General features: G+C 46.3%; 22 protein-coding genes and 2 pseudogenes. 2 read left to right on the forward strand and 22 right to left on the reverse strand.

Translation table 11 applies throughout. The annotated features are described in order from the left end of the window. Window positions 1-205 precede the first annotated feature (205 nt). Complete coding sequence (locus tag NDI42_RS19695) at window positions 206-727, forward strand: hypothetical protein (protein WP_190457601.1); 522 nt, start codon at window positions 206-208, stop codon at window positions 725-727. 66 nt (window positions 728-793) lie between these two features. On the opposite strand, the gene NDI42_RS19700 is transcribed toward NDI42_RS19695, so the two are convergent. The 20 genes and pseudogenes from NDI42_RS19700 to NDI42_RS19790 form a co-directional block, all read right to left on the reverse strand. Then, window positions 794-925, reverse strand: coding sequence for a hypothetical protein (locus NDI42_RS19700; RefSeq protein WP_277922540.1), 132 nt, complete (start codon window positions 923-925; stop codon window positions 794-796). Window positions 926-976: 51 nt separating this feature from the next. Further along, a pseudogene (locus NDI42_RS19705) lies at window positions 977-1,141 on the reverse strand (mercuric reductase); the annotation flags it as partial. Window positions 1,142-1,454: 313 nt separating this feature from the next. Next, window positions 1,455-2,102 carry a cysteine hydrolase family protein gene (locus NDI42_RS19710; RefSeq protein ID WP_190457603.1) on the reverse strand — a complete coding sequence of 216 codons (648 nt, stop codon included), beginning with the start codon at window positions 2,100-2,102 and terminating at the stop codon, window positions 1,455-1,457. A gap of 92 nt (window positions 2,103-2,194) precedes the next feature. Continuing rightward, entirely contained in the window at window positions 2,195-2,572 is a 378-nt protein-coding gene (locus NDI42_RS19715; protein ID WP_190457605.1) for a hypothetical protein, read from the reverse strand. A gap of 562 nt (window positions 2,573-3,134) precedes the next feature. Further along, window positions 3,135-3,956, reverse strand: a complete 822-nt coding sequence (locus tag NDI42_RS19720; protein WP_190457607.1) for an alpha/beta fold hydrolase — start codon at window positions 3,954-3,956, stop codon at window positions 3,135-3,137. Between the two features lie 154 nt (window positions 3,957-4,110). Then, window positions 4,111-4,500 (reverse strand): DUF6130 family protein, encoded by a 390-nt coding sequence (locus tag NDI42_RS19725; RefSeq protein ID WP_190457609.1) that lies wholly within the window; start codon window positions 4,498-4,500, stop codon window positions 4,111-4,113. Between the two features lie 130 nt (window positions 4,501-4,630). Continuing rightward, on the reverse strand, window positions 4,631-5,626 hold the full coding sequence (locus tag NDI42_RS19730; protein ID WP_190457611.1) for an alpha/beta hydrolase: 996 nt from the start codon (window positions 5,624-5,626) through the stop codon (window positions 4,631-4,633). A gap of 165 nt (window positions 5,627-5,791) precedes the next feature. Further along, a complete protein-coding gene (locus tag NDI42_RS28940; RefSeq protein WP_431191437.1) occupies window positions 5,792-7,231 on the reverse strand; it encodes a SidA/IucD/PvdA family monooxygenase in 1,440 nt (479 codons plus the stop codon). Between the two features lie 111 nt (window positions 7,232-7,342). After that, a pseudogene (locus NDI42_RS28945) lies at window positions 7,343-8,155 on the reverse strand (alpha/beta fold hydrolase); the annotation flags it as partial. Window positions 8,156-8,379: 224 nt separating this feature from the next. Continuing rightward, complete coding sequence (locus tag NDI42_RS19740) at window positions 8,380-9,030, reverse strand: MOSC domain-containing protein (protein ID WP_190457615.1); 651 nt, start codon at window positions 9,028-9,030, stop codon at window positions 8,380-8,382. Between the two features lie 74 nt (window positions 9,031-9,104). Further along, window positions 9,105-9,494 carry a DUF302 domain-containing protein gene (locus tag NDI42_RS19745; protein ID WP_190457617.1) on the reverse strand — a complete coding sequence of 130 codons (390 nt, stop codon included), beginning with the start codon at window positions 9,492-9,494 and terminating at the stop codon, window positions 9,105-9,107. Between the two features lie 48 nt (window positions 9,495-9,542). Then, window positions 9,543-10,292, reverse strand: coding sequence for an SDR family oxidoreductase (locus tag NDI42_RS19750; RefSeq protein ID WP_190424693.1), 750 nt, complete (start codon window positions 10,290-10,292; stop codon window positions 9,543-9,545). Window positions 10,293-10,416: 124 nt separating this feature from the next. Next, a complete protein-coding gene (locus tag NDI42_RS19755; RefSeq protein WP_242017732.1) occupies window positions 10,417-11,148 on the reverse strand; it encodes a cupin domain-containing protein in 732 nt (243 codons plus the stop codon). A gap of 346 nt (window positions 11,149-11,494) precedes the next feature. Beyond that, window positions 11,495-12,034 (reverse strand): DsbA family protein, encoded by a 540-nt coding sequence (locus NDI42_RS19760; RefSeq protein WP_190457619.1) that lies wholly within the window; start codon window positions 12,032-12,034, stop codon window positions 11,495-11,497. 208 nt (window positions 12,035-12,242) lie between these two features. Beyond that, on the reverse strand, window positions 12,243-12,872 hold the full coding sequence (locus NDI42_RS19765) for a response regulator (protein WP_190457622.1): 630 nt from the start codon (window positions 12,870-12,872) through the stop codon (window positions 12,243-12,245). Beyond that, window positions 12,869-18,868 carry an AAA family ATPase gene (locus NDI42_RS19770; protein WP_190457624.1) on the reverse strand — a complete coding sequence of 2,000 codons (6,000 nt, stop codon included), beginning with the start codon at window positions 18,866-18,868 and terminating at the stop codon, window positions 12,869-12,871. The genes NDI42_RS19765 and NDI42_RS19770 overlap by 4 nt, the downstream gene beginning before the upstream one ends. Before the next feature lie 565 nt (window positions 18,869-19,433). After that, on the reverse strand, window positions 19,434-19,784 hold the full coding sequence (locus NDI42_RS19775) for a hypothetical protein (protein WP_190457626.1): 351 nt from the start codon (window positions 19,782-19,784) through the stop codon (window positions 19,434-19,436). A gap of 176 nt (window positions 19,785-19,960) precedes the next feature. Then, window positions 19,961-20,281: an N-6 DNA methylase gene (locus tag NDI42_RS19780; RefSeq protein ID WP_190457628.1), complete on the reverse strand. Its 321-nt coding sequence runs from the start codon at window positions 20,279-20,281 to the stop codon at window positions 19,961-19,963. Window positions 20,282-20,413: 132 nt separating this feature from the next. Next, window positions 20,414-20,575 (reverse strand): type I restriction-modification system subunit M N-terminal domain-containing protein, encoded by a 162-nt coding sequence (locus NDI42_RS19785; RefSeq protein ID WP_190457630.1) that lies wholly within the window; start codon window positions 20,573-20,575, stop codon window positions 20,414-20,416. After that, window positions 20,550-20,798 carry a type I restriction-modification system subunit M N-terminal domain-containing protein gene (locus NDI42_RS19790; RefSeq protein WP_277876868.1) on the reverse strand — a complete coding sequence of 83 codons (249 nt, stop codon included), beginning with the start codon at window positions 20,796-20,798 and terminating at the stop codon, window positions 20,550-20,552. Before NDI42_RS19790 ends, NDI42_RS19785 begins: the two co-directional genes overlap by 26 nt. On the opposite strand from NDI42_RS19790, the gene NDI42_RS19795 reads away from it, so the two are divergent. Next, window positions 20,725-20,973 carry a hypothetical protein gene (locus tag NDI42_RS19795; RefSeq protein ID WP_242017739.1) on the forward strand — a complete coding sequence of 83 codons (249 nt, stop codon included), beginning with the start codon at window positions 20,725-20,727 and terminating at the stop codon, window positions 20,971-20,973. The genes NDI42_RS19790 and NDI42_RS19795 overlap by 74 nt on opposite strands. 411 nt (window positions 20,974-21,384) lie before the next feature. Here the strand turns inward: NDI42_RS19795 and NDI42_RS19800 are convergent, their stop codons facing one another. Both NDI42_RS19800 and NDI42_RS19805 read right to left on the reverse strand, forming a co-directional pair. Beyond that, the gene (locus tag NDI42_RS19800; protein ID WP_313931378.1) at window positions 21,385-23,037 is read right to left on the reverse strand and encodes an ABC1 kinase family protein; all 1,653 of its coding nucleotides are present in this window, start codon (window positions 23,035-23,037) and stop codon (window positions 21,385-21,387) included. Between the two features lie 134 nt (window positions 23,038-23,171). Then, window positions 23,172-24,233: a mannose-1-phosphate guanylyltransferase gene (locus NDI42_RS19805; RefSeq protein WP_190457634.1), complete on the reverse strand. Its 1,062-nt coding sequence runs from the start codon at window positions 24,231-24,233 to the stop codon at window positions 23,172-23,174. Between the last annotated feature and the right edge of the window lie 9 nt (window positions 24,234-24,242).

Raw genomic sequence — 24,242 nt, forward strand, 5'->3', positions numbered from 1 at the left:
TAGGTGTCAACAATTTTTTGCCGCAGGTCAAGGGAGTAGGGTTTCATCTCTAATCAAGAAAATACTCATGCTCTATGCTTTGAGCGTACCTCACTAGACAGGAAAAGGCTATAGTAAATATTTAGATGCTTTCCAAAAAATCCTATTTGAAGCATTTAGGATAGATGTAAAGATTGCCTGTATAGTCGATAACGACTATGAGCTTTTGATTAATAATTCTTCTATAAAAGATGTTGGTGGTTCTAATACATTGCTCCTACATCTGAAACGTAAGGAAATAGAAAATTACTTACTTGACTATGAGGTGATAGCACAAGCAGCAGCAGATTTAGTTGAAGAAAGGAAGAAGTACACAGGAAAAAGCATTAGCTACCCAACTGTTGAGGAAATCAAAGCTGAAGTCAATAGCATACTAGACAGCCCTGAAATTCGCAGTACTGTTAAGTGTCAACTTGTACCAAAATATCGTGAGAAGATGCTTGATAGTTCTCTAGATTCCTCAACTAAAGAACGTAAAGGAGAGGAATGGTTTGAGCAGAAGTGGAATGATGAAAACTGGCAAATAAGGAACTGCCCTGGCAAAGAGGTTCTAAAACGATTAAGAACATGGTGCCAGCAAACCTATGGTCTTACTTTAACTCCTCCTAAACTTGCCGCAACGCTCCATCAGTTGCCAGATGATGTGCAAGAAATTATGGATAAACTCCAAGAATACTTTTACAGTTGACTGAAAACAAAGCCACAAATGAGGCTTCCGAGACATTAGACTATATACTTATTTTTGACTTACAGCTCACCCCTTACCAATACCCCCCTGTAACCGCTGCTCTCGTTCCTCCCAATCCGGTAGATAGGCGCGTACATGAAGCTTTTGAATATTTTGCCGTGATTGGGAACCAGCAAATGCGCCAGCAGGTGTTTTCATTGACATTGAGTTGCTGTTGTTCGGCGCTGGTGTCTATGTATTGTTGAGCTAACTGGGAATGCAGGCAATATTAGGGCACGAGCCACCAATCATGTTTAAGCTACGTTCCACCAGAGCGGCTTTGCGTCCATCCGCGATTAGTGCAGGTGCCAGGGTTTTACCTGCTTTACCGCCACCGATAATAATGTCGTCGTAGTATTGGGTATCCATTTCCATCTCCTTTGCGTTTGGCATTACTTTATTCGACGATTGGGATTACTTCACAGCAGAGCTAACAGCAAAAATCCTTGAACTTTTTTCTATGTAAAAACCATCATTGCGATCACCTGTGTATTCATGATTTTTGCTAGATTGTTGAAATTCCTAAAATGGGTTTTCTTGCCTGCATGATTAACTTGAAAACTAATGGGATGGGTAACTGGTTGCCTATTAGATATGTGGTAAAACCAATTAGACAAACACCATTTCCACTTGAATTTTTCTGAGCTGCAAGTGCAACTCCTTATGCAATTAGCATCGTTGATAGGCGTTATGCCATTGCTGCTACAATCTCGTCCGTAGACAGAACGGCGTTGGCGATATACCCGAAATTAATCAGTGCGGCCTTGTAGCCGTCGCCCAGTTCCGGATGTTGAGGGGCAGCCGTTGCGTCTTTGATGACAAGCACCTCAAATCCCTGTTCGATCAAGTCGCGTAGGTGAGCTTCAACACAAATATTTGCCAGCATTCCGAGCAGAATGACTTTGCTGATGTTGCGCTTACGCAGTTGTAAAACGAGGTCATTGCTCTGCGGTCCGTAGGCTTTGTGGGGACTAACTACGATTGTCTTGCCATCTTCGATAAAGGGCTTGTAGCGCTCAAGCCAGTCAGCACCAGAACCCAAGAATCCGTCGAGGCTCAACGCACCACTGCGATCAAACTCCCTGGATTTAAGCATCATTTGCTCCACGGTTCCGGCAAATTTCCAGCCATAGTCGGTGGGGTAGTAATAGTGGGGGGAGATGAAAACCTCAAATTTATTCTGCTTCGCGGCTTTGAAGATGCGCTCAATGTTCTCGACGGTCTTGTTATCTTTGACATTGTTACCCACCAAGTCCCAGGAAACCCCTGTTTCGCTCAAGACATCGTTTTGCGGATCAATAACGACTACTGCGGTGTCATTCTTGTTGATGTTCATGTCTCTTTTCGCTTGTTGATGTTCACGGTTATCTTTGGTCTGGCACTCACGCAACTGGGTTTTAAAAAAGTGCTTAACACGCGCTAGAGGATTTAATTTTTCCTACAAGTTCGCTGCATCAAGATACGGTTGTTTTTATACACCTCTAAAGTTCCAGACTGCGGGTTATCTAACGTGCCATCCCACACCCAATATTGATAATTTCCATTCCGAAACCTATACACCCGAACACCTTCCGTCGCTTGGCTAGTTCCTCCGTCTAAACTTAAATTCCCGTTGGGACTGGTCGCGCGATAAAGCAGCTTACCAGAAGTATGATTCTGCCAAATATTAATGTTGTAGCCACCCCGGCATTTCGTACTCAGGATGATGCCAGCAGTAGAATCAGCAGACGCTCTTAAGGAAAAATTAGCTAAGACACTAATTGGCAGAGCCAGGAGTAACGCAGATATTTTTAGTAGTGTTTTCATAGTTTTCAAGAGTGTTGTAAAACTAATTACACTGAAATCGTTTACATTTAATTGCTTCGACATTAATTCCGAATTGACGAGAAAGATGCCTTTACCAAAACTCAAATTACTGTTGAAAATTGTCGGCAATAGAGTAAGCGGCTATGGCTTTACCTTCTGAGATAATTCCCTCTACACCATCCGTCGTGTTAAACAGCAACAGCTTAACGGAAACGTTTTTCCGTATTCGTATATTTCGGTGCCTAGCTTGAAGTCGTCGTGAAGGAGTACACAGCTTTAATCCGTTGCGATGGTCTTAAATAAAACCAGTATTCAGTGTTCGCTGGGAAGTCACTGTGGTTCATCTTTCCTGGATTAGCCCAATTCGCTGAAAAGGTCAGGTTTCGGTTATTGAAAGATACACTTTTTCAGAAGAGGGGAATGTGGTAATTCTCATGAACCCCTTTCCTTCTCAGCATTTGCAAGTTTTGTTCTGTACTCAGCCTTTGCCCATGTCTTTGCTTCCGCCTGTCACCAGCAGAGCACAGCGATTCCGATGTATCCGCGATGCGTTCACACTTCTCTATTGCGCGGTTGCAGCGTGTTCAATGATCTCGGCAACGGCGTCTGGATGGGACACCATTACTACATGTGAAGCGCCATTTACTATGATCGTCTTCTTGGAGCTGGCGCGGTTCGCCATGAAAGAATGCACCGCCGCCGGAATGTTCAAGTCGCGATCGCCATAAATGAACCAGGACGGGATAGATTTCCATGCAGGCGCACCGGAGACTTCATTAAACGCGGCTTCCATAATCGGACGCTGGGTACTAGCCATCAGTTGCGCGTCGTTAGCGGGCACATCAGCAGCAAATTGGGCGTGGAACTTGCTCTGCTGAATATACAGGTCTTTGCCACCATCGGGCAGGACAACCGGCGGCGCGAGGGTCGGCGCGAGCGTGCTGCCCGGATAACGTCCTGAGAGTTCGGCGGCAGTCTCGCCTTCCTCAGGAGCAAAGCCAGCAACGTAGACCAGTGCTTTCACATTCTTGTTCCCATTGACTGCATTGGTAGTTACCGAACCTCCGTAGGAATGCCCAACCAGCACGATAGGACCGTTAATGTCTTTAAGGACGCTAGCAACATAGTCTGCATCGCTCTTAACGCCACGTAGGGGATTAGCCACAGCAACCGTTGGGTAACCTTTTGCGATCAGTTTGGTCAATACCCCATTCCAACTGGAAGACTCGGCGAATGCGCCGTGGACAAGGACTATCGTAGGCTTATTGGCTTGTGCACTGGCACTATTCATGATGGCTCCGAGAGAAGTGATTGTAATGGTTCCTAAAAAGAGAATGACAATCAGAAGCAGGCGAATGCTGTTCCTGAAATTGAGCGTATTCATGTTGTGATTTCCTTTGAATTTGTTGCGTTGGATAGGAATGGATTGCAACCGTGATATGAGAAATTGACGGATATGGGTTGTGACCGCGTTCGTGAAGTGTGTGCTTTGCACTCAGTGCTGCGAAGGGTTGATCGCATCATTTCAAGACCCTGACTCATCGCTTATGATTGGGCACTGTGAACAGTACTGTTTCGCTGGTGATGACTTTGTGCAAAGGATCGGCTAGCTCGATTAATACCTTGTGTAAACCAGGTTCCAGACCGACCAGAATGATCGTTTCGCCGCTGCTATCAACAAAGTGCCAGGGCGTGTCATCAACGGTGATGTGGATATGACCAATGCGCGGCGATACATCAAGGGCACCTTTACCGAACACGGGCACCACCCGTAAATTCTCCGTCCGATACTGGATGAAAACACGACCTTGAGCCAATGGTTCAGGAAGCGGTGGATCGACAATCAGCTTAGCGGGTGCTTCATTTTCGATCGCAATCAATGGGGATGGACCAATGATGTTCTTAGCGCTTGTGGTGTGATTGCTCATAGCTGGCAGGTACTTGAGAGAGGAAGGGGGACGCGGGGAAGGGAAAGACGCGGAGACGTGGGGGAAGACACAAGGCAAAATGATGTGGGAAGGGGAAACAACATCAGTATTCTCGTGTCTCCGTGTCCTCTTATTGCAAGTGTTTCTTCAATTCAGCGGCTGCGTGAACAAACAGAGAACGAACTGCCGGAACCTCGGCTAAACCATTGAGCAGCCCAAAGTCATGAATCATGCCGTTGTAACGCACAGTTGTCACTTTCACTCCAGCCTCATCGAGCTTGCGTCCATAGGCTTCGCCACCATCACGCAAGATATCGCTTTCCGCAACTTGAATTAACACCGGAGGCAAGCCTTGCAGTTGCTCAATCGTCGCCTGTAGAGGAGAGGCATAGATATCTTGGCGCTTTTCTGGGTCAGCAATGTACATGTCATACATCCACTTCATCAATGGTGTAGTCAAGAATCGTTTGTCACCAAATTGATGGTAGGACTCCGTTTCAAAACTAGCATCGACGATCGGCCACATCATGATTTGCAACTTAATGTGTGGTCCCCCTTTCGCTTTCGCCATCAACGCAGTCACAGCTGTCATATTGCCGCCGACACTGTTACCGACCACTGCCAGATTCTTGCCGTCTACCTCAATCTCCTCACCATGCTCGGCAACCCATTTCGTCGCGGCGTAGATTTCATTGATCGCCTGTGGGTACTGAGCATCTGGCGTGCGAGTGTAGTTGACAAAGACAGCCGCAAAGCCTGAGAGCACAACGAGATCGCGAACCATGCGCTTGTGCGTTGGATAATCGCCTAATACCCAACCACCACCATGAATAAAGATGAAAACAGGCAATGTGCCTTTGACCCCTTCAGGTCGCACGATATTGAGCATAATCGAATAACCGTCAGCAGTAATCGTCTTCTCAGACTCTTCAATGCCTGAAAGGTCTACTGGAACTGAAGCCTGTGCATCTACAAGAATCTGACGTGCTTCGATCGGAGTGAGTGTCTCCAGCGCCACACCTCCTGAATTCAGCACGTTCAAAAATTCCTTCACTCCTTTGGAAAGACGTGGATCATCTGCAACTTCCAAAATTTTTGCTGCTGACGAGTTTACTTGAGCAACCATGACATTCTCCTTTGATAAGTAGTAAACAATCTGTTGAAATGACACTGTTAAGTGAGTTGATTTAACAGTGATGCTTGATCAGTAGTGGTTGTGGAATGGCAATCACTTTCTACTGACATCGTTTCCCAGCCAGAACTATTTGTTACTGGTGAAAAAGTTGTTAACCTAGCGGGTTGCTGCCTTGATCGGTTGTTTCCACACCGCAGCAGCATAGAGCGAGTTCTCAAAATCGGGGGCAATATCACCTGTGATACGTGCCTCATGATGCGCCCAGTCCTTAAAGAACAAGTCGTGACTGATGCCCGATACTATTGCAGGTACGTCGCGGCGGATGCTGTGGATGTCACCCACTGGCAAGCCAAAGCTGACCAAACCAGCAGGATTAAATACGTGAATGTCTTTCAGATAAGGGGCAGTGCCAGGTACTTTTTCTTGGTATTCGTGGGCGCTACCGAGGTAAGGGTGCATCCCCAAATTGTCGTCGCGCAGGTCTTCTGGTGGCTCGTAGCGATCGCGCCAGAGGGCAATATGCTGGGCAAAGTCGGCTAGTTCGGGACGCTTTGTTGGGTCAACGAAGTAACCAGTGCCAGCGATCGCAAAATCAAACTCGAAAACATCATCGTTCACCTGGATGGCAATGCGATCACCCATTTTCCGTGCCGATTTCCAAGGGGCAGATAGGTGGATGTGAAAGTTCGGGAAGGCGATCGCTCGCTTAATCGAGTTTGGTGGTGGCGCGGTGCCTGCTTGATGAAAGCGCCAAGCCTGGAACCAGCGAACTGCATCGGGTAGTTGAGGATAATTGTCATAAGCGCCAGGATAGTCCCGTACCCGCAGTAATGACAGAGATGCAAGCTCTGACCGCCGTACAAACAGGTGTACTGCCTTAGCTCCCGATTCCAACGCCACTCCTGCTGCATCGAAAGCTGAAGCCGCCGCACCCAGCACCGCCACAGTCTTACCGCGCAGTGCTTCAAAATCGATGGCATCGGCGGTATGTGCGTACAGCGTGCGTGGTAAGTCAGCCAGTACTGGAGGTATGTATGGACCACCAGTGCCAGCCACGCCATTGGCGAAGATAATTTTGCGCGTAGTTTCTACCTGCGGGACACCGTTTACCTCAAGGTGTAGGCGGAAGAAACCTGCATCTGGCTGAATCCGCACCAACTTCGTCCGGTAACGAACCTGGATACCGAGGAATTGCCGATACCAACTGAGGTACTCAGCCCAAGCCACTCGCCCAATGCGATCGATCTGCGCGTAGGCTGCCGCACCGTGCCGAGCTTCGTACCAGGCTTGAAAGGACAATTCTGGGATGCCTAGTTCTGGACCAGGCAGATTTTTCGGCGTGCGGAGCGTTTTCATCCGCGCTCGCGTCAGCCACACGCCTGCATGAGCCTCGTCATCGGCTGCATCGATCCCCGTCACGCGACCGATCCCAGCACGCCGTAGCGCAAATACAAAGGTGCTACCGCTGCCGCTGCCACCTATTATAGTGACATTGTGATCGATGCCAGGGCGATCGGGTACCCAGTTTTCGGGATCGGGACCGAGCAGGCGTAGTGCCTCGCGGGCAGCAAAATCGGGATCGGTCGTTGTTTTCATGTCGATCATGGTGTTCTCGACAACGTGGGTGGTCAGAAAGCAGCGAATATGATCTGCGATCGCGTCCCCATCTTCTTCCAGGGCAAAGTGTCCGGTATCGAGTAGATGAAACTCAAGATTCTGCAAGTCACGTTTGTAGGCATAGGCTCCTTCGACTAAAAAGCCCTGATCGTTTTTGCCCCACACGACTAACGTTGGGGGTTGATACTGACGCAGGTAGGCTTGCCATTGCAGATACAGCAACAAATTGGATTGATAGTCGTACTTCAATGCCAGTTGAATATCCGAGTTACCAGGGCGATCGAGAAGCGCTTCATCCAAAGTCCACGTATCGGGACTGAGGGACTCTAAATTTCTCGCTCCAGTGGTGTAATACCATTTCGCGCCCTTGATAGCTAGAGCCTGACGCACCCGCTCGGTATTCTCAGGTGTCTTGTTCTGCCAAAAAGCTCGCATTGGTTGCCAGAAATCACCTAGCCCTTCCGCGTAGGCATTGCCATTTTGCACAATCAGCGACTCTACCCGCTCTGGATTCTGCGTTGCAAGGCGATAGCCAATAGGAGCGCCATAGTCCATCAAGTAAAGACTGTAGCGTTTCAAGCTGATCGCATCGATAAAGCCTGCCATTACTTCGGTAAGGCGATCGAATGTGTAATCAAACTCATCCACCGTAGGCATGGAACTATAGCCAAAGCCAGGGTAATCAGGGGCAACCAGATGGAAGGAATCCGCAAGTGCAGGTATGAGATTGCGGAACATGTGAGAGGAAGTCGGGAAGCCATGCAACAGCAGAATCGTTGGGTTGTCGCGAGAACCCGCTTCACGATAGAAAATATCTAAACCATCGATTGAGACTGTGCGATATGTGGTCATGGAATATATGCGTTGTAGAAGTATGAGAAACAGGTGTTCTGTTGTTCTCATTGTTCAATATTCATTTGATTCAGAACACTGAAGTTTGCTGAGTTAAGCGACAAGTTAGAGACGGCTTTAAAGCGTTTAAATCTTAACTCAAAGAGTAATTACAGGTTATCTCCATCCAGTTATTTCAATCGTTACAAGAAAGTGCCCTATAAGTAGTGGCTGATGGACGTGAAGCCATGCTGAGAGAACCTTCTTCAACTGGTGAAGTTTTACGACAGGTTAATTTATCTCACATCCTGACGACGACCTTGCTCCTGGAAGTAGTCGCGCCAACTTTCGGGTAAAGCTTCCAGTTGAGCAGCACGGTGAAGTAACTCTGAATTGTCTTCCTGGCGAACATAAAGTTGAGTGATATCAGCAACAGTGATGTTGTTGTCATCTCGACTCACCAACTCTAAAGTGTCTCCAGCTCCGACTTCGCCCTCTTGCAAAACACGAAAGTAAAATCCGGTTCGACGACTCGCGAGAAATGGTTTAACCATATCCGGTCGTCCAAACCGAATCCCAAGTTTGTAGCAGGGTAGACGAGGTTGTGTCACCATCAGTTTTACAGTGCCGATCGCAAAGCGATCGCCAATGTTCACTTCCTCTTCTTTCAGCCCAGTGATCGTGAAATTTTCGCCAAAGATACCTGGCGGGAACTCTGTATCAGGCAATTCACTTTGCCAGTAATCATAATGCTCGAAGGGATAGACATAGATGGCTTTGTCTACTCCTCCATGAACGGTTAGATCGGCTTGCCTATCACCGTCTAAATTGAGCGATCGCACCATCACCCGTTTGCTGACTGGCTCTTTGAAAATTCCAGTTGTAACTGTTTTCCCTTTCCAGGTCACTTCACGCGGAAGTCCTACGTTGACACAGATGAGTTTCATCTTTAGCTCCAAAGTTTTGGATTCCATTCGATTACGGCAGCCAACATGGGATATCGAAAAAATGACTGAGTTGCTTATCGGAGTGCTTGATTGACTAAAGGTGCAATGACCGCGATGTTTTTGACCAACTCATCGGAGAGAGAGAACCGCTGCTTTAAGTAATTAGGATCGTTGTAACTCAGCCATACCTTACCGTCAGCCGCTTCCCATGCCAGTATTTTCAGGGGTAAATCCAGAGCGCTCGTCGGTTCTGCCACCATGAGCGGTGTTCCGGCTTCAGGGTTGCCAAACAGCAATAACTGTGTCGGACGCAGGCTGAGTCCAACTTTTTTGGCTTCAGCTCGTTGATCAATGCGGACAAAAATGGTGATGCCTTTTGCCTGAAGGATAGCTTCTAAGCGATCGACGGTTTCGGTTACTGAATATGGGCTGGGTTGACTGATGATGCCGTTAATTGCATTCATAGCAGCGAACTCCTCTATGGTTTTGGTGATGGGTATTTTTAGGGCACTTTAAATCTGTGCCATACCGCCATCGACAAACAGCTCGATGCCGTTGACAAAGCTGCTGTCGTCACAAGCGAGAAAGACGACGGCTTTGGCAATCTCATCCGGTGTGCCGACTCGTCCTAGTGGGATATTTTTGGCTTCAGTTGCTACGAAATCCTGCACCTGCTCATCACTCAGTCCCATGAGATTGTAACCGGGAGTGGGCACGACACCAGGGCTAATAGCATTAACTCGGATCTGGCGCTCTTTGAGGTCGAGTGTCCAATTGCGAGCAAACGAGCGCACAGCGGCTTTGGTCGCACTGTAAACGCTGAAGGCTGGGGTACCCATAGTAGTAGTAGTCGAGGCGTTTAGAATGATGGAAGCGCCCTCTGGCAACAGAGGTAGTGCCTTCTGCACGGTGAACAGCAGTCCTTTGACGTTAGTGTTGAAGGTTTTGTCAAAGTGTTCTTCGGTGATTGCTCCAAGTGGAACGAGTTCTCCACCACCAGCATTGGCGAAGATCACATCGAGGTGTCCTTTCTCTTGCTCAATCGTGGCGAACAGGCGATCGAGGTCTTCCATCTTGGAGGCATCGCTCTGAACACCCGTGATGTTTTCACCGATCGCTTTGACAGCGGCATCAAGTTCAGTTTGGCGACGACCGGTGATGAAGACATATGCCCCTTCGGCGACAAAGCGCTTAGCAGTGGCAAGACCGATGCCGCTGGTACCGCCGGTGACAAGAGCGACTTTTCCTTCTAGTTTTTTCATCATGATAAATCCTGTGGTTGTTGAGGGGTGAAAGAGTAGTTTGCGGTGGGTTGCTTTCAACACGAGAACAATGAGGAGCAGCCTGATGTTGACGATCTGCGCTAAAAAGTTTTCCCGCATCACCTCATGTGGGGGGTACATCTCCGGGCGCACCCAGAATTTCGTCGCCAATCTCAGCGCTAATGCGTTCAAATAGCGCCAGGTCTGTTGGTTCTGTCTCATCTACCGTCCCGGTTGCTGCAATCAACCGAGCAAAACCGCTGGGTGCAGCAACGACTAATGCACGCGCTGGTTTATCGCTGAGCACGCCAACGACGTGAGGAGTGCCAGGAGAAATCAGAAAGCTTTCGCCAGGGGTTAGCACAGCCTTGTTCTTACCCGCCCAGACCGTAAGCTCCCCTTCCAGCACGTAGAGTTGTTCGGAATAGCGCGTGTGGCGATGGAGGGGCGTTAGTGTACCCGGAGGGTTGTAGCCCTCGATTAGATCGTACTGACCACCTGTTGTAGTGTGATCGGCAATGATGGTGATACGATTGCCCAAAAGCCAGAAAGATTGTGTCATAAGATTGCTCTTTTCTCCTTGTGGATAGGTATAAAGTTGATGTTTAATAGCCTTATTAGTCAGAGGGGTCAATCGCTGCAAATGTGCGATCGCTTGAATCGCTATCGCCTCATCAGGATTGCTGTCTCGATTAACTGGAAAATCATGAGATGACTGAAGCCGCTGAGCAACCTCTTGTGCAATATGGGTAAATACATGATTCAAACTGGAGCTGTTGAGGTGTTGCGGCAGGCTTTGCAACTTTTCAGGATTATCGATAGCAGTGGAGTAAAGGTATTGCCGATCACGGTTCATTAGTTTGTCTCCCTATCTAAACTTCACGGTTTAGAACACATTGCTAGAGTGGGTTTCCTAGTGTTTGATCGTGCAAGCTCAGTGCAAATGTTTTTCACCTGATTCCGAATGAACTATCCCTATTCTTTGACGTTCGGCTAATTTAAACCAAGAAAGTTTTCCAAGATAGGTTTTAAGTTAAGTTCAATTTCAGCATCCTGAAGTGCAACTATATATCTGAATTGCCCAAAAAATAAATTTAAGTTAAAAACTGAATAGCACTCAAAACCATTTTTAAACAGTAATAGAATGGATGTCATAAAATTTTCCTCAGTGAGACATTAGTTAGGATTAAAAACCAGGAACATCAATTACTTACAGTGATAATTGCTGCCATCAACTGGTCAATATTCCAGCGACCAATATAGCGAATTTCATTAATAAACAGTGCTGGGGCAGCTGTTACTCCACTGTTTAATCCACTTTCGATATCTTGATTGATGCGATTGATATGTACTTTACTTGATATATCTTGCAGAAATTGAGGGATATCAAGTCCTAAATTATTGGCATACTCCACAAGATGATCGTTTCCTAACGCTTGTTGATGGGTGAACAAAATGTCATGCATTTGCCAAAACTGACCTTGGGCGGCTGCCGCTTGGGCCGCTTCGGCTGCACGTTGGGCATAAGGATGTATTTGTGGCTGTGGAAAGTGGCGAAATACAAAGCATAAGTCGTATAGCTGTTGCTGGATCGCCTTGATTAATTGGTGAGCTTCGCCACAATTAAGACATTGATAGTCACCATATTCAACGAGTGCCACTGAAGCGCTCACCAATCCCTGAATATGATCTTGTTCAGAAATTGGCACAAGCAACCGATTATAATAATCACCGAGACTCATTGGCACCTCTTAGGAAAGGAGTGCAGCAGGTAGAGACAGATGATTGCTATAAAACATCTTTCAAAATTGGGTAAATCAATACCTCTGTGTTATCTGTTGCATACTCTCAATTTAGAGAGTTAAGTCGATTTTGTCGCTGAGAAAAACTTCAGTTGATAAGCTGACAAATTATGCAGATGATAACCTGACAAATTTGACAGGTATGACGCTACAAGCTAACAATGCCCCGCCTTAATGCAACGATCACGGCTTGAGTGCGATCCTCTACACCCAACTTACTTAAAATATGATTGATATGAAAGTTGACAGTCCGTTCAGTAATATGTAGAGCCTTGCTAATAGCTTGGGTGCTCTTGCCTATTGTAATGAGTTGAAGTACCTCTAATTCGCGATCGCTCAATTCTGGACTCGTCATGCGCTCTAAGAGTTTTGCACCTACCTGAGGTGGAATGTGCTTCTGTCCTTTGTGAACAGCGCGAATAGCAGCCAGCAATTCTTCTGGCTCAGCATCTTTGAGTAAATATCCTTTGGCTCCTGCCCGTAATCCCTGATAAATATCTTCATCGCCCTCGTAAGTCGTCAATACGATAATCCGAGCAGCAGGAAACTCGGTGCAGATGGCAGTAATCGCAGCGACTCCATCCATCTGGGGCATTCGCAAGTCCATCAAAGTTGCATCTGGCTGTTCTTGACGAAAGACAGCAAGTGCCTCCTGACCATTTCCAGCTTGTCCAACAACAAGAATATCTGGCACTTCTTCTAGCATCCCGACCAAGCCCTGACGCACAACCGGGTGATCGTCTACAACCAGAACACGAATGGCATTAGATTGATTCATGATGGTTTTTCCTGCTGATTTACCGACACCGCGATTTCTGTTCCTTGTCCAGGATTACTCTGGATCTGGAGTTGTGCCCCAATGCGATGGGCACGTTCTGACATCCCTAATAAACCAAAGCCATTGTGGCTAGAAGAACGATCAATGGGAAATCCCTGTCCATCGTCCTTAATTCGTAATCTGCACTGCGCGGAGTCATATATCAGTTCAACGCGAATTTCGGTTGCTCTGGCGTACTTCAGTGCATTAGTCAAGGCTTCCTGTCCAATCCTGAGCAGATTATTCTCCACCTCAGAGGGTAGCGGATAGGGAATACCGATGGCTTCACACATAATTGTCGTACCAGAGGATGATTCTAACTGGGTTGCCAGTTGCTTGAAAGCGCTTAACAGATCGTTATTTTCTAATAAGTATGGACGGCGTAGCGCCTCTACAGAGCGGCGTGCCTCCGTGAGTCCAGTTCGGGCTAAGTTTTGTACTTGAGCCAGGTAAGCTTGAGCTTTTTGGGCGTCTACCGTTATCTTGCTAGCAGCAGACCTAGCGTGAATGATAATGCCCGTGAAGGACTGTGCCAACGTATCATGGATTTCTCGCGCCATGCGGTTGCGTTCTTCCAGAATCGAGGCAGCTTCAGCGAGTTTGCGATCGCTAATATCAAGAATCACACCCAACATTCGCACAGGCTGTCCGGCTGCGTTATAAATGCCTCGACCTCTGCCAACCAACCAGTGAATACTACCATTTGGGTAGATCACTTGATATTCAGCTTCAAAATCGGTATGAGTTGCTAGAGCTGCTGTAACAGCTTGCTCAATCCGATGAATATCTTCTGGATGAACGCGATCGCGCCATACCTGATAGCTACTCTCAACTTCACCGGGGACCAACCCCAGCAATCGAGCGTGGTTATCGTTCCAGTTTGTTGTATTCTCCACGATATTCCAGTTCCAACTGCCGATGTGGGTGAAATCCATTGTCAGCCTGCGTTGCTCTTCACTCTGACGCAGAGCGTTTTCAATTCGTTGGCGCTCTTCAATCTCCTGCGAAAGCAGCAAAGTCCGCTCAATTACTCGTTGTTCCAATGTTCGGTTATAGCCGGCTAGCAGTTTCTCTGCTTGTTTGCGCTCAGTGATGTCTTGAAAGGCTGCAATCGCATAAACTACATTGCCCTGTTCGTCAAAGACGGGAGTGCCCCACACCTCAACAGGGATCGTTTGGTTATTTTGGCGAATTTCTACGTCATCAATCGTAGTGCGTTCGCCGTTCAACGCCCGGATGAGTGGCATTTTTTCAGTAGGGTAGATTTGATCCGTTCCCGTCACATAAAGTTGATAAGCCTCTGCGATTTGATCCGGCGGTACGGCAGGATCAATCTCTCTGCCCATGAGATGAATGCCCCATTGATTGGCATAGTAAAGGCGACCCGTCGCATCAATGGCGGCAATTCCTACGGGAACCGCTTCTAAAAACTGAGCCATCTGACTTTCGCTCGCGCGGAGCTTTGAGTAGAGTTTGGCGTTTTCGATCGCGATCGCTGCCTGCGTAGAAAGTAGGCTTAGAATTTGCGATTGCTCCGGTGTAAATGCCCCAGTTGCCAACTGATTTTCTAGATACAACACACCGGTGAGCTTGCTTTGATTGAGCAGAGGTAAACAAAAGACTGATTGAGTCTGGTGGTGTTGAATATAGGGATCATTAATAAAATTACCTTCACGAGTAGCATCATTTAAGATGACAGATTCATGAGTACGAATCACATAATTAATAATTGATTCAGGTAGATGATTTGCAGTTGGGATAGATTGCAGCACTTGTGTAGCATAGACATTCTCACCCTCATTAAGTTCACTAGACGCTTCAATCACCCATTTTCTTGAGTTTTCCAAAATCAAAAATCCTGTTTGTGCGCCAGCATTTTCGATCAATATCTTCATCAAGGAACGGAGCAGCTGATCTAGTTCAATTTCGCTCAAAATCGCCTGAGTTGCCTTCATCACTGCCGTTAAATCAAAAGCGATATGTGAGGTATTAGAGGTAGTTCCAGTAGTAGTGCGGATTGGTGTGGAAGCCACGCTGGATAAATGAGGAAATAACTGCGGATAGCGAGCTTCTAAATCTCTCACTTTCGCAGTTGCTCCCCAACGCTCATAACAGTAATGAGCTTCTTTCATATAGGTTTGGGCAATTTTTTCCCGACCCCGCACCAGATAATGTTTGGCAGCTAACTCGTAGGCTAAGGCTTCTTCTTGAATGTACTCATTGTCTCTAGCACCAAGAATTGCTTGTTCGTAGAGTTCTTCTGCGTCAAACAACCGCCCTAAAACTCGCGCTTTCTCTGCCTCAACTAGATAATATTTATGCAAATAATTCATCGGGGCATAGTGTGCCCAGTGTTTCATTTCTTTTTGATGAGCCGCAACTTTTCTGAGAGTTTCTGGCTGTACTTGAGCACAGCTTTCAGGATATATTGCGAGTCTAGTTAAAGAATCATAGAAATAATACAAAACCTTAGCAAAGGTAGCTGTCATCTGGAGCAAATAATTTTGTGCTATGTCTGAGTTCTGAACTGCTTGATTGTACTCATAAAATAAATAGCATAGGAAAAGCTTATTAAAATGTACATTGAAGATTGCAAATCCATCATTTGTTATTTCATGCTGTGGCAGTTTGCTTTCCTCATTGTATGCTTCTCCAATCAGACGGAATGGATTAACTGAGCATCCGATTAAATTCAAGATAGACTGTTGATATACCTGATTCCAGGTAAGTGCTACTTCTTGTTTAATTTGACGGATTGCTTCACCATACTTGGTCATATTACGTTCAAGTTCCACGAGTTCTTTCCCGACCGCAAAGGAGTGAAAGCAATAACAATGAGCACAATAGGCAGCAAACTCTAAATCTCCAGTTTCAAGCCCACTTTGATAGCCTTCTAGAAATTGTGGCAAGGTTTCCCTGACATGTTTCTTCCAATGGATAATAAAGTTACTTACAATTGTTAGAGTCCGAGATTTGATTGCATGGGTATGTGGCTGTGACAAAAGTCTTAGGGCAAGCTGCCCAAATTCGTAACCAGACTCGATGTTTCCAACCAACCCACAGAGAATTAACCCAAAGTTTGCATAGGCAACAGGAGATGTAGACGCATTTCCATTCTGAATTGACAAGCTGACTTGCTTAGACGCAAATAGAGGCATCAAATTAGGAGCCGCAATTTGGGCAACGGTCGTTATCCTTGATAGGATTCTCATTGCTTCTAACTTGTCTTGTTCGACCATTTGGGGCAAATAGCTCAACTCTTCAATCGGCATCTCGCTAAAGAGTGATGTGATCGCGTCTATTTCAAGCTGAATATCTAATTCACTGAGCTTTTCGGGAAAACTGATCCCAAATTTCTGTAACACTAGCAATCCAGTATTTATTGCTTTTAATAGCTGGTTCTGCGCGATATCGGTTTGGATTTTGACTTCGTAAACTTTCACGATGTCGAAAATGGTTTTGGCTTCTTGTAAAACGATCGCCGCCCACGATTCTACCTGCTCAAAATCGCCACACAAATACGCGACTTCTGTTGTTTCTGTATATAACTCTAAGGTCAGCTCATAGTTAGTTTGCCAACTGGAGTCTGTCAGCCATGCTCTACCTCTGGCTAAATAGTTTTGAGCCACACTATAGGCGATCGCAGCTTTTGCTTTCTGTCCTGTGATTAAATTTAATCTAGCAATTTCATTGCGTTCTAGTCGATCTGTGACAAGCTCAATTCCATGATTAAGATGATCGACAATTTCAAACAGTCGGTCTGATAGTCTCTCTGGCAAAGTTTTTCCGAGGAGATTGCGACCAATTTGTAAATGAACAATTTGTTTTTGCGATTCATCGATTAAGATGTATGAGGCTTGCTGCACGCGATCGTGCAAGAATTTATACTCTTGAATTAACAAGTTTTCATCTAATTCAGATAGAGGTTGAATTAATCCAACTTGTATGGCTGTTAGTAAATCTTGAAAAACCGTTTTATGTGATTTTTCACAAACAATCGATAGAGTATCTAAATTAAATTCAGCGCCAATGCAAGCAGCTAACCAGAGAATTTGCTGTGTATTTTCTGGTAGTTTATTCAACTTGTGAAGCATCAACTCCACAACATTATCAGTGATATCTTGGGCTTGGATCTGAGCTATGTTCCACTGCCAGCTTAAGCCTTCAGTATAAAAGGTCAATAAATTTTCGCTATGCAGCATTCTCAAAAATTCACTGACAAAGAACGGATTACCCTCAGTTTTACGCAAAACTAACTCAGCTAATGGACAAACGGTGTCTGCATTCCGATGTAGCGTCTCGGCAATCAACTGACTTAACGGTTCAAGCGTTAATGGTGTTAGGGTAATTTCCTGAAGTACTGCCCCTTGTTTTCGCAATCTCTCTAGCATTAATGCTAATGGATGCGTTGGATTTACTTCATTATCTCGATAGGCTCCAATCAAAAATAGGGATTGGGTTTGCTCATCCAGCAGCATCAACTCGATTAACTTCAGCGTGGCTGAGTCTATCCACTGCAAATCATCTAAGAAGATCACCAGGGGATGTGATTCTGAACAAAACACCCGCACAAACTGCCCAAAGATTCGATGAAAGCGATTTTGAGCTTCAGTTGATCCCACTTCTGGTATGGGCGACTGCTTGCCGATAATTAACTCAATTTCCGGGATGATATCAATGATAATTTGTCCGTTGGTTCCCAAAGCTGTTAAAAGCTGAGATCGCCACTGTTGCAGATGCTCATCTGGCTCACTGAGCAATTGCTGCACTAATTTTTGCAGAGCATCTGCGATCGCGCTGTAGGGAATATTGCGCCCAAATTGGTCAAACTTACCAGAGACAAAATAACCGCGCTTTGCAGTAATAGGTTTGTAGAGTTCCTGTACTAATGCTGATTTACCAACCCCAGCGTAGCCCGATACCAACATCATCTCGACTTTGAATTCAGAATTTTCTTCATTCTTCAGTCTCAATTGTTCATTCCCCATTCCTGCTACTCTGTCAAATGCTGCTAATAATGCTTCAATCTCTGCTTCGCGCCCATACAATTTTTGGGGAATTTGAAACTGATCGCAAACGTCTTGAATACCCAGTTGAATACTGTCAATTTGACCTGTTTCTGCCAACTGGCAAAAACCTGTTTCTAAATCTGCTTTGATACCCCAAGCACTCTGATAGCGATCCTCTGCATTTTTTGCCATCAGTTTCAAAATAATATCTGAAACGGGTTTTGGAATCGTTGCATTCAGTTCATGGGGCGGAGCCGGCTGTTTGGCAATATGGCAATGAACTAGCTCAAGGATGTCTGCTGTGGGAAACGGCAGATGTCCGGTTAACAGTTCGTAGAACGTCACACCAAGCGAGTAAAAATCGGTGCGGTAATCGAGCGAACGGTTCATGCGCCCGGTTTGCTCTGGGGACAAATAGGCAAGAGTTCCTTCTAAACCATAATGGCTCTTGAACGTCGGATTTGTACGGCTAAATTGGGTAGCAATCCCAAAGTCAATAATTTTAACAACGCCAGTATCCGGATTGAAAACGATGTTTCCTGGGTTGATATCTTTATGAATGACATTGGCGGCATGGATTCTGCCCAGAATGTTTGTCAGGTCGATCGCAAGCGGTAGAAAAGTAGCTAAGGGCATGGGACAGAAAGACTCTGGTCGATTGTGCATCCATTGCTCTAGAGACTCTCCACCAAAATCTTCTAAGAGAATGACGAGTGTCCGTTGATAGTCTTGCTGGCTGTATGCCTTAACGACGCCTTCCAGGTTGAGAGAACGGGTAATTTCATATTCTTGTCTGTAGCGTGTCAGTTCTTGGGGAGAGGGATAATCTTGCTTGAGTAGCTTAACTACGAGCGATCGCTGATCTTGCACTCGGATGCCCCGATACACTAGAGATACTGAACTCTCATAGATTTTGCAATGGAAGGCAATTCCAGGTATGGCAATCATTGAACCTCTCCCGATGAATTTTATGAGCTGAGTTAACGCCTGTCAGACAGGTACGCTTCATGAATATACTTCCTCACACTTAGAGCTTGAATCCCCTCTTTAGGTTTTCCAGCCATTCTGGATAATTCCAACATTCTCGAATGAGAAATTTATCCTCCTTGCCAGGGTAAACGTATCTTAATTAGTGCCAGGTTCTGCCTTGGTCAACAATTCATGCGTTGAAAGCGGGCGTTGGCAGTATCCCATTGCCATTGCAGGAGTCGTATTTTTTGTCAGTCGCCAATGCGGTCTTACCCAATTGTGAATCAATCGCTGTACATCCAAAACTCCCTTTAGAAGACCAGCGCCCTCAAATCCGTTCGCCGGAAAATCTCCCTGCCTTGCAACGCTTTGAACGTTTTTGACTGCCTTTTTGCCCCGCCTTGTTCGCCGTAAAAAAGCGCGCTTCCTCTAATCTCGGATCGTTCTTTTCACCAAAATCGCCACCAGCAACTTGGTCATTAGGTAGTCAATCACCGCCTCGACAAGTACCAAAATCTTCGCCAAAACAGAACCCGCCTGAAGGTTAGACGAGAGAGAGGTGAAGGTTGCCGCAGAGAATATAAAAGCTATCCCACAATCCCCCAGAAGGGGTTAGGTTGTCCGCTCTAACTAGAGAGGCTGGGAGAAAGTTATACGCCAAAATGAAGAAAATGATGACAGCAAGGCACCAGACAAAGAAGCGGGGGAATGAGCGCTCGTAATGGCAGCTGATCCTCAAGAAAGTAGCAAGAATTGGGCGCTTCCGTTCTAGATTAATAATTCTCGCCTGCCCCAGCGCCGACTCTTGAATGAGCGCAGCTAAGGTAAAGTGGATCTCGTTGAGATTGACGCCGATAAAACCAGTTTTATCGGCGTCAAAATCCACATTGTCCACTAAGATAATCTTCCCTTGCAAGTTTGATCGTTTTAATCAACTGGTCACTTTCTCCCAAAAATAAACAACCAAACCGTCTTACTAGCTCAGGATGGTCAAATGCTAACTGTATCCTCTCCCTTAAACTTGGTTGTATCTTTTCCTCGTCAGAACGAACCCAAATCAAGCACTTCAGATTAGACAAAATTTCTTGATAACAGGGAATTAAGATTCTCTGGATGGCTAAAATCAGCATTCTTAAACCGTCTCATTTGACGCAAAATTTGTGACTTTAAATAGCACACGGGATTAGCAACCGCGTAGTCATGGCGCATCAACCCCTTACCCGTCTCCACAAACTTGAGATTGAGAAACCTGTCCCCAATTTCCAAACTGGAATCGCGAAAATCGTAGATGACCGCATTCATCTTGGCGATCGCGAACGTCGTATGATTGAGTTCCTGACCATAGAGTTTAAGTGCTTTGCTTTTCTGGTCGGGGTAATTGCGCTCAAACACCAAACGCGGTTTAATCTACTCGTAGGCATCTCCAAACACATCGAGACTCGTGTTTTTCAACCCCAACCGATGGCGACTCACCACCTCCACCAACGCCGCCAGACGGTCATCCCCCAGAGTCCGCTGACCGCTTTAGGTTTCGTTGTAGTCCTTAATATCCAGCACACCCTTCAGTTCCGGGTTCAGTTCCGTCACTTTCCGAGTAGCAGTCGTGATAAACTCCCCCAACCCCTCCTCACCGTGATTGCGGATTTTGTCCCAACGACACTCATCCGGGATGTAGTAGCGCACCATCCGGTCTATTGCGTCCCGTCGTTATGGCATCCTTATGGTCAGCCTCAATCACCTCATGGGCAGTCTCTTCATCCCCAAACTCCTCCACATGGCGGGCAAACTCATCATCAAACACATCCGAGAGGCGCTTGTAGAACACTAGGGGCAGGATGAAATCCTTGAACTTCGGCGCGTCAGTCGTGCCACGAATCGTACACGCTGCATCCCACAGCCACGTCTCCATCGCCGACACTTCCAGCTTGTCATCCTCTGGTGCCGGGAATTTCAGTTCAGTTTGCTCAGTTGATTTGATGGATTTGGTGGGCTGCTTATTGCTGCGACGTGGCACTATTTCTGAGTTCCTCTTGAGTCGAGAGTTGACCGGATACCATTCTAAGCTACTGATAGCTTGGCTTTAGTGACTACTCCCTTAGTATTGCCAATCCATCAAGGTGCAAGTAACAGCCAATTGTTCTGGGTTTTGGATTAAGTTTTAGCCTGGAATGTACATGTTGATTCTCAGTCAAAGTCTACAAGTAACACCAAAACCCTCTAACTACCGATGAATTCCATGCAACTCCACAAAGGTTTTTAGTCGTGTGCCAAAAAGAGTAGTTAAAAACTGAAAACGTGAACAAAGCTCATCAGCATTTTATTGCCGAGTCTTTGTCCACGCTTTTCAAGAGTGATCGCTAATTAGCTAATCTGGTTGTAGTCTTTAGGTACTTATACCTGTGTGCCAGTTAGTAAAGGACTTTATTGTTTACTTAAGAACTTTATTGTCTACTTAAGAACTTTATTGTCTGTGTACAGCGATCGCTACTTTTCTACTACCTCAAACGCCCAGAACGTAGGATACTAACAACTAACCACAACCCCAAGAAACTAGCAGCAGCAAATAGACCATTGCTTAACAAAGATAGTCCACCTCCTGTTTGAGCGTTGCTAGAAATAATCGCCGCCCCGATAATCAGCGAACCCACTACAACACTGAAGGAAAGGCGGTTAGCAGAATTCTCCAAACTGCGACGGAATGGAATGATGTCTGGCGTCTTTATATTCCACTTCAAAGTTTCAGAAGTGATTCTATCTAACAGCAACTCAAGCTGGCGGGGAGATTCTAAAGACAGACTTTTAACATCCAAAGCTGTTTGCAGCAAAGCTTGTAACGGCTCGTCCCCAAATAGCTGACGACGGAACAAATCTGTCATCAAAGGTTTAATTTCCTCGATTAGATTCATTTCCGGGTCAAATCGCCGCGCCGTCCCCTCCAAATTTGCCAAAGTTTTCGAGTATAAACCCATATTGCTAGGCAATCGGATTTTATTATCGCGGGCTACTTGCAACACCTCATAAAATACTTGACTAAAGTTGATTTGCGACAGGTTGAGGTTGTAGTATTTTCGCAGCAGCTTCTCAAAATCACTCTCCAAGTTTGACACGTTTGTCAAAGTAGCTGACTCAGCCAATTGCAGCGTTAATTGACTGCATCGACGTGCATCAATATTGACAATTGCTAACAGCATCTCCGTCACAATTTGCTGAGTGCGGGGGTCTAGTCGCCCCACCATCCCGCAATCAAGCAGCGCTACCCGATCATCTTTAAGATAAAAAATGTTGCCTGGATGCGGGTCAGCGTGAAAGAAGCCGTCAATATACAGCTGTTGAAAGAAAACGCGGCATAGTAATCGGGTAATTTCTCGCCGCCGCACATCGGGAGTTTTACCGTTGCTTTCTTCCCCAAACTCTGCCAACAAAAGCGGTACGCCATCCAGCCATTCCATCACCAATAACTTTTCTGTAGTAAACTCCCAGAAAATCTCTGGAATTACTACTTGCGTGGGATCGTACCAACGACTTTTAGATACATTTTGTCGCAGTTGATTGGTGTTTGCAGCTTCTTTAGTAAAGTCTAATTCTGCCAACAACGCCGTAGAAAATTCATCAGCTAAGGCAACAATATCTATGTCTGGCCCCAAGTCGGTGAATGTCACCAAACTTGCGACACCTTTAATTAAGGAGATATCTTGGGCGATTACCGCATCAATTCCCGGTCGCTGCACCTTCAGCGCTACATCTCGCCCGTCGGCTAAAGTTGCTTTATGAGTTTGGGCAATTGAACCAGCAGCAACGGCTTGGGGATTGATAGTGGCGAAAACTTCCTCCATCGGCCGCGATAACTGTTGCCGAATCACGATTTCAATTTGTGACCAAGGCACAGGCGGAACATCGTCTTGCAATAATGACAGTTCATTAATGTAGTCCGCCGATAGTAGGTCTGGGCGCGTTGAGAGCAGTTGTCCAAGTTTGACGTAGACGGGCCCCAAATCCACTAAAATGTTGCGGAGTACAGCTGGTGTTGGCAGTTTCGGCTCATCAGGTTTGCCGCCACTCAACAGCCGTCGCATATAGTCCCAGCCGTTGCGAAAGACGACTTCAAGAATTTCTCTTTGGCGAGAAGTGGTTTGGGTTAGGGAGTACACGGGTTTTGAAGGATAGCTAATGGCTAATGGCTAATCGCTAATGGCTAATGGTTCTTACACAATTAGCCATTAGCGATTGCCATCCTTATTAATACTTCATAGTTCTAATTTCTGCCTTCCGTTGGAGGATAGATTTAAAGCAGCTTTTCCAATTTGGGATTGCTTCGCAGCAACTCAAGAACCTTTTTGATTTCTTGGGTGCGGTCTTTTTTGACAATCAGGGTGACATTGCGATCGCGTACAATCACCACATCCTCCATCCCAATCGTCACAATTACCTCATCCTCACCTTCAGCATAGAGAATCGCCCCCTGCGTATCCATTCCTACATGAGTCGCCAGTTCCACGTTGGGCTTATCCCCTTTCAGCAACCGTTCGATGGCGTTCCAATCTCCCAAATCGTCCCACCCAAAAGATACTGGCAGCACATAAGCCAGTTGCGTTTTCTCCATCAGCGCATAGTCAATACTCTTCTTCGGCAAGTCAGAGTAAGCTGCTACACCTTTTTCTTCCAAAAGACTGATGATTTCTGGCGCATAAGTATGCAGCTCCTTTAGCACCACCCCAGCTTGGAAAATGAACATCCCGCTGTTCCAGCTAAAGCGACCCGTCGCCAGAAACTCCTCAGCAGTTTCGCGGTCGGGCTTTTCTGTAAATCTGCTCACCGCGTAAGCAGGAAATCCACCAAAATTGCCAATTTCTTCCCCTTGCTCAATGTAACCATAGCCGGTGGATGGATAATTCGGCTTAATTCCCAAAGTTACAATCGATGGCTGCGTTGCGGCTAAAGCTGCACCAGCTTCCAGAGTTTCCTGAAAAGCTTTCTCGTCGGCAATCCAGTGATCCGCCGGGAAAAAGCCTACTATACTTTCCTCACCATAAGCTTTAGCAATTTCCAGAGTTGTCCAAGCAACAGCAGGCGCAGTGTCGCGTCCTTCTGGTTCAACCAGCAAATTTTCTACTGGTAGCTGGGGAAGTTGTTCTTTCACACCTTCGGCTAACAAGCTGGAAGTACACACCCACAGCTTGTCCCAACCGCCAGCCAGGGACAGCAGACGGTCAGCTGTAGCTTGCAACAAACTTTTGCCGCTACCATCCAGACTTAAAAACTGCTTAGGTCGCTGCTTGCGACTCAGGGGCCAGAAGCGTTCTCCTTTGCCACCAGCTAGAATCACAGGTATCAAAGATTGAGTCATTTTAGCTAC

It is taken from the genome of Funiculus sociatus GB2-C1 (genome assembly GCF_039962115.1).
Classification (GTDB): Bacteria; Cyanobacteriota; Cyanobacteriia; order Cyanobacteriales; family FACHB-T130; genus Funiculus; species Funiculus sociatus.

Bases quoted from the DNA above. Each gene is read 5' to 3' on its own strand.
- NDI42_RS19700 (WP_277922540.1), bottom strand. From the start codon at position 925: ATGAAAACACCTGCTGGCGCATTTGCTGGTTCCCAATCACGGCAAAAT.
- NDI42_RS19710 (WP_190457603.1), bottom strand. From the start codon at position 2,102: ATGAACATCAACAAGAATGACACCGCAGTAGTCGTTATTGATCCGCAA.
- NDI42_RS19715 (WP_190457605.1), bottom strand. From the start codon at position 2,572: ATGAAAACACTACTAAAAATATCTGCGTTACTCCTGGCTCTGCCAATT.
- NDI42_RS19720 (WP_190457607.1), bottom strand. From the start codon at position 3,956: ATGAATACGCTCAATTTCAGGAACAGCATTCGCCTGCTTCTGATTGTC.
- NDI42_RS19725 (WP_190457609.1), bottom strand. From the start codon at position 4,500: ATGAGCAATCACACCACAAGCGCTAAGAACATCATTGGTCCATCCCCA.
- NDI42_RS19730 (WP_190457611.1), bottom strand. From the start codon at position 5,626: ATGGTTGCTCAAGTAAACTCGTCAGCAGCAAAAATTTTGGAAGTTGCA.
- NDI42_RS28940 (WP_431191437.1), bottom strand. From the start codon at position 7,231: ATGAAAACAACGACCGATCCCGATTTTGCTGCCCGCGAGGCACTACGC.
- NDI42_RS19740 (WP_190457615.1), bottom strand. From the start codon at position 9,030: ATGAAACTCATCTGTGTCAACGTAGGACTTCCGCGTGAAGTGACCTGG.
- NDI42_RS19745 (WP_190457617.1), bottom strand. From the start codon at position 9,494: ATGAATGCAATTAACGGCATCATCAGTCAACCCAGCCCATATTCAGTA.
- NDI42_RS19750 (WP_190424693.1), bottom strand. From the start codon at position 10,292: ATGAAAAAACTAGAAGGAAAAGTCGCTCTTGTCACCGGCGGTACCAGC.
- NDI42_RS19755 (WP_242017732.1), bottom strand. From the start codon at position 11,148: ATGAACCGTGATCGGCAATACCTTTACTCCACTGCTATCGATAATCCT.
- NDI42_RS19760 (WP_190457619.1), bottom strand. From the start codon at position 12,034: ATGAGTCTCGGTGATTATTATAATCGGTTGCTTGTGCCAATTTCTGAA.
- NDI42_RS19765 (WP_190457622.1), bottom strand. From the start codon at position 12,872: ATGAATCAATCTAATGCCATTCGTGTTCTGGTTGTAGACGATCACCCG.
- NDI42_RS19770 (WP_190457624.1), bottom strand. From the start codon at position 18,868: ATGATTGCCATACCTGGAATTGCCTTCCATTGCAAAATCTATGAGAGT.
- NDI42_RS19785 (WP_190457630.1), bottom strand. From the start codon at position 20,575: ATGGTGCGCTACTACATCCCGGATGAGTGTCGTTGGGACAAAATCCGC.
- NDI42_RS19795 (WP_242017739.1), top strand. From the start codon at position 20,725: ATGAAATCCTTGAACTTCGGCGCGTCAGTCGTGCCACGAATCGTACAC.
- NDI42_RS19790 (WP_277876868.1), bottom strand. From the start codon at position 20,798: ATGGAGACGTGGCTGTGGGATGCAGCGTGTACGATTCGTGGCACGACT.
- NDI42_RS19805 (WP_190457634.1), bottom strand. From the start codon at position 24,233: ATGACTCAATCTTTGATACCTGTGATTCTAGCTGGTGGCAAAGGAGAA.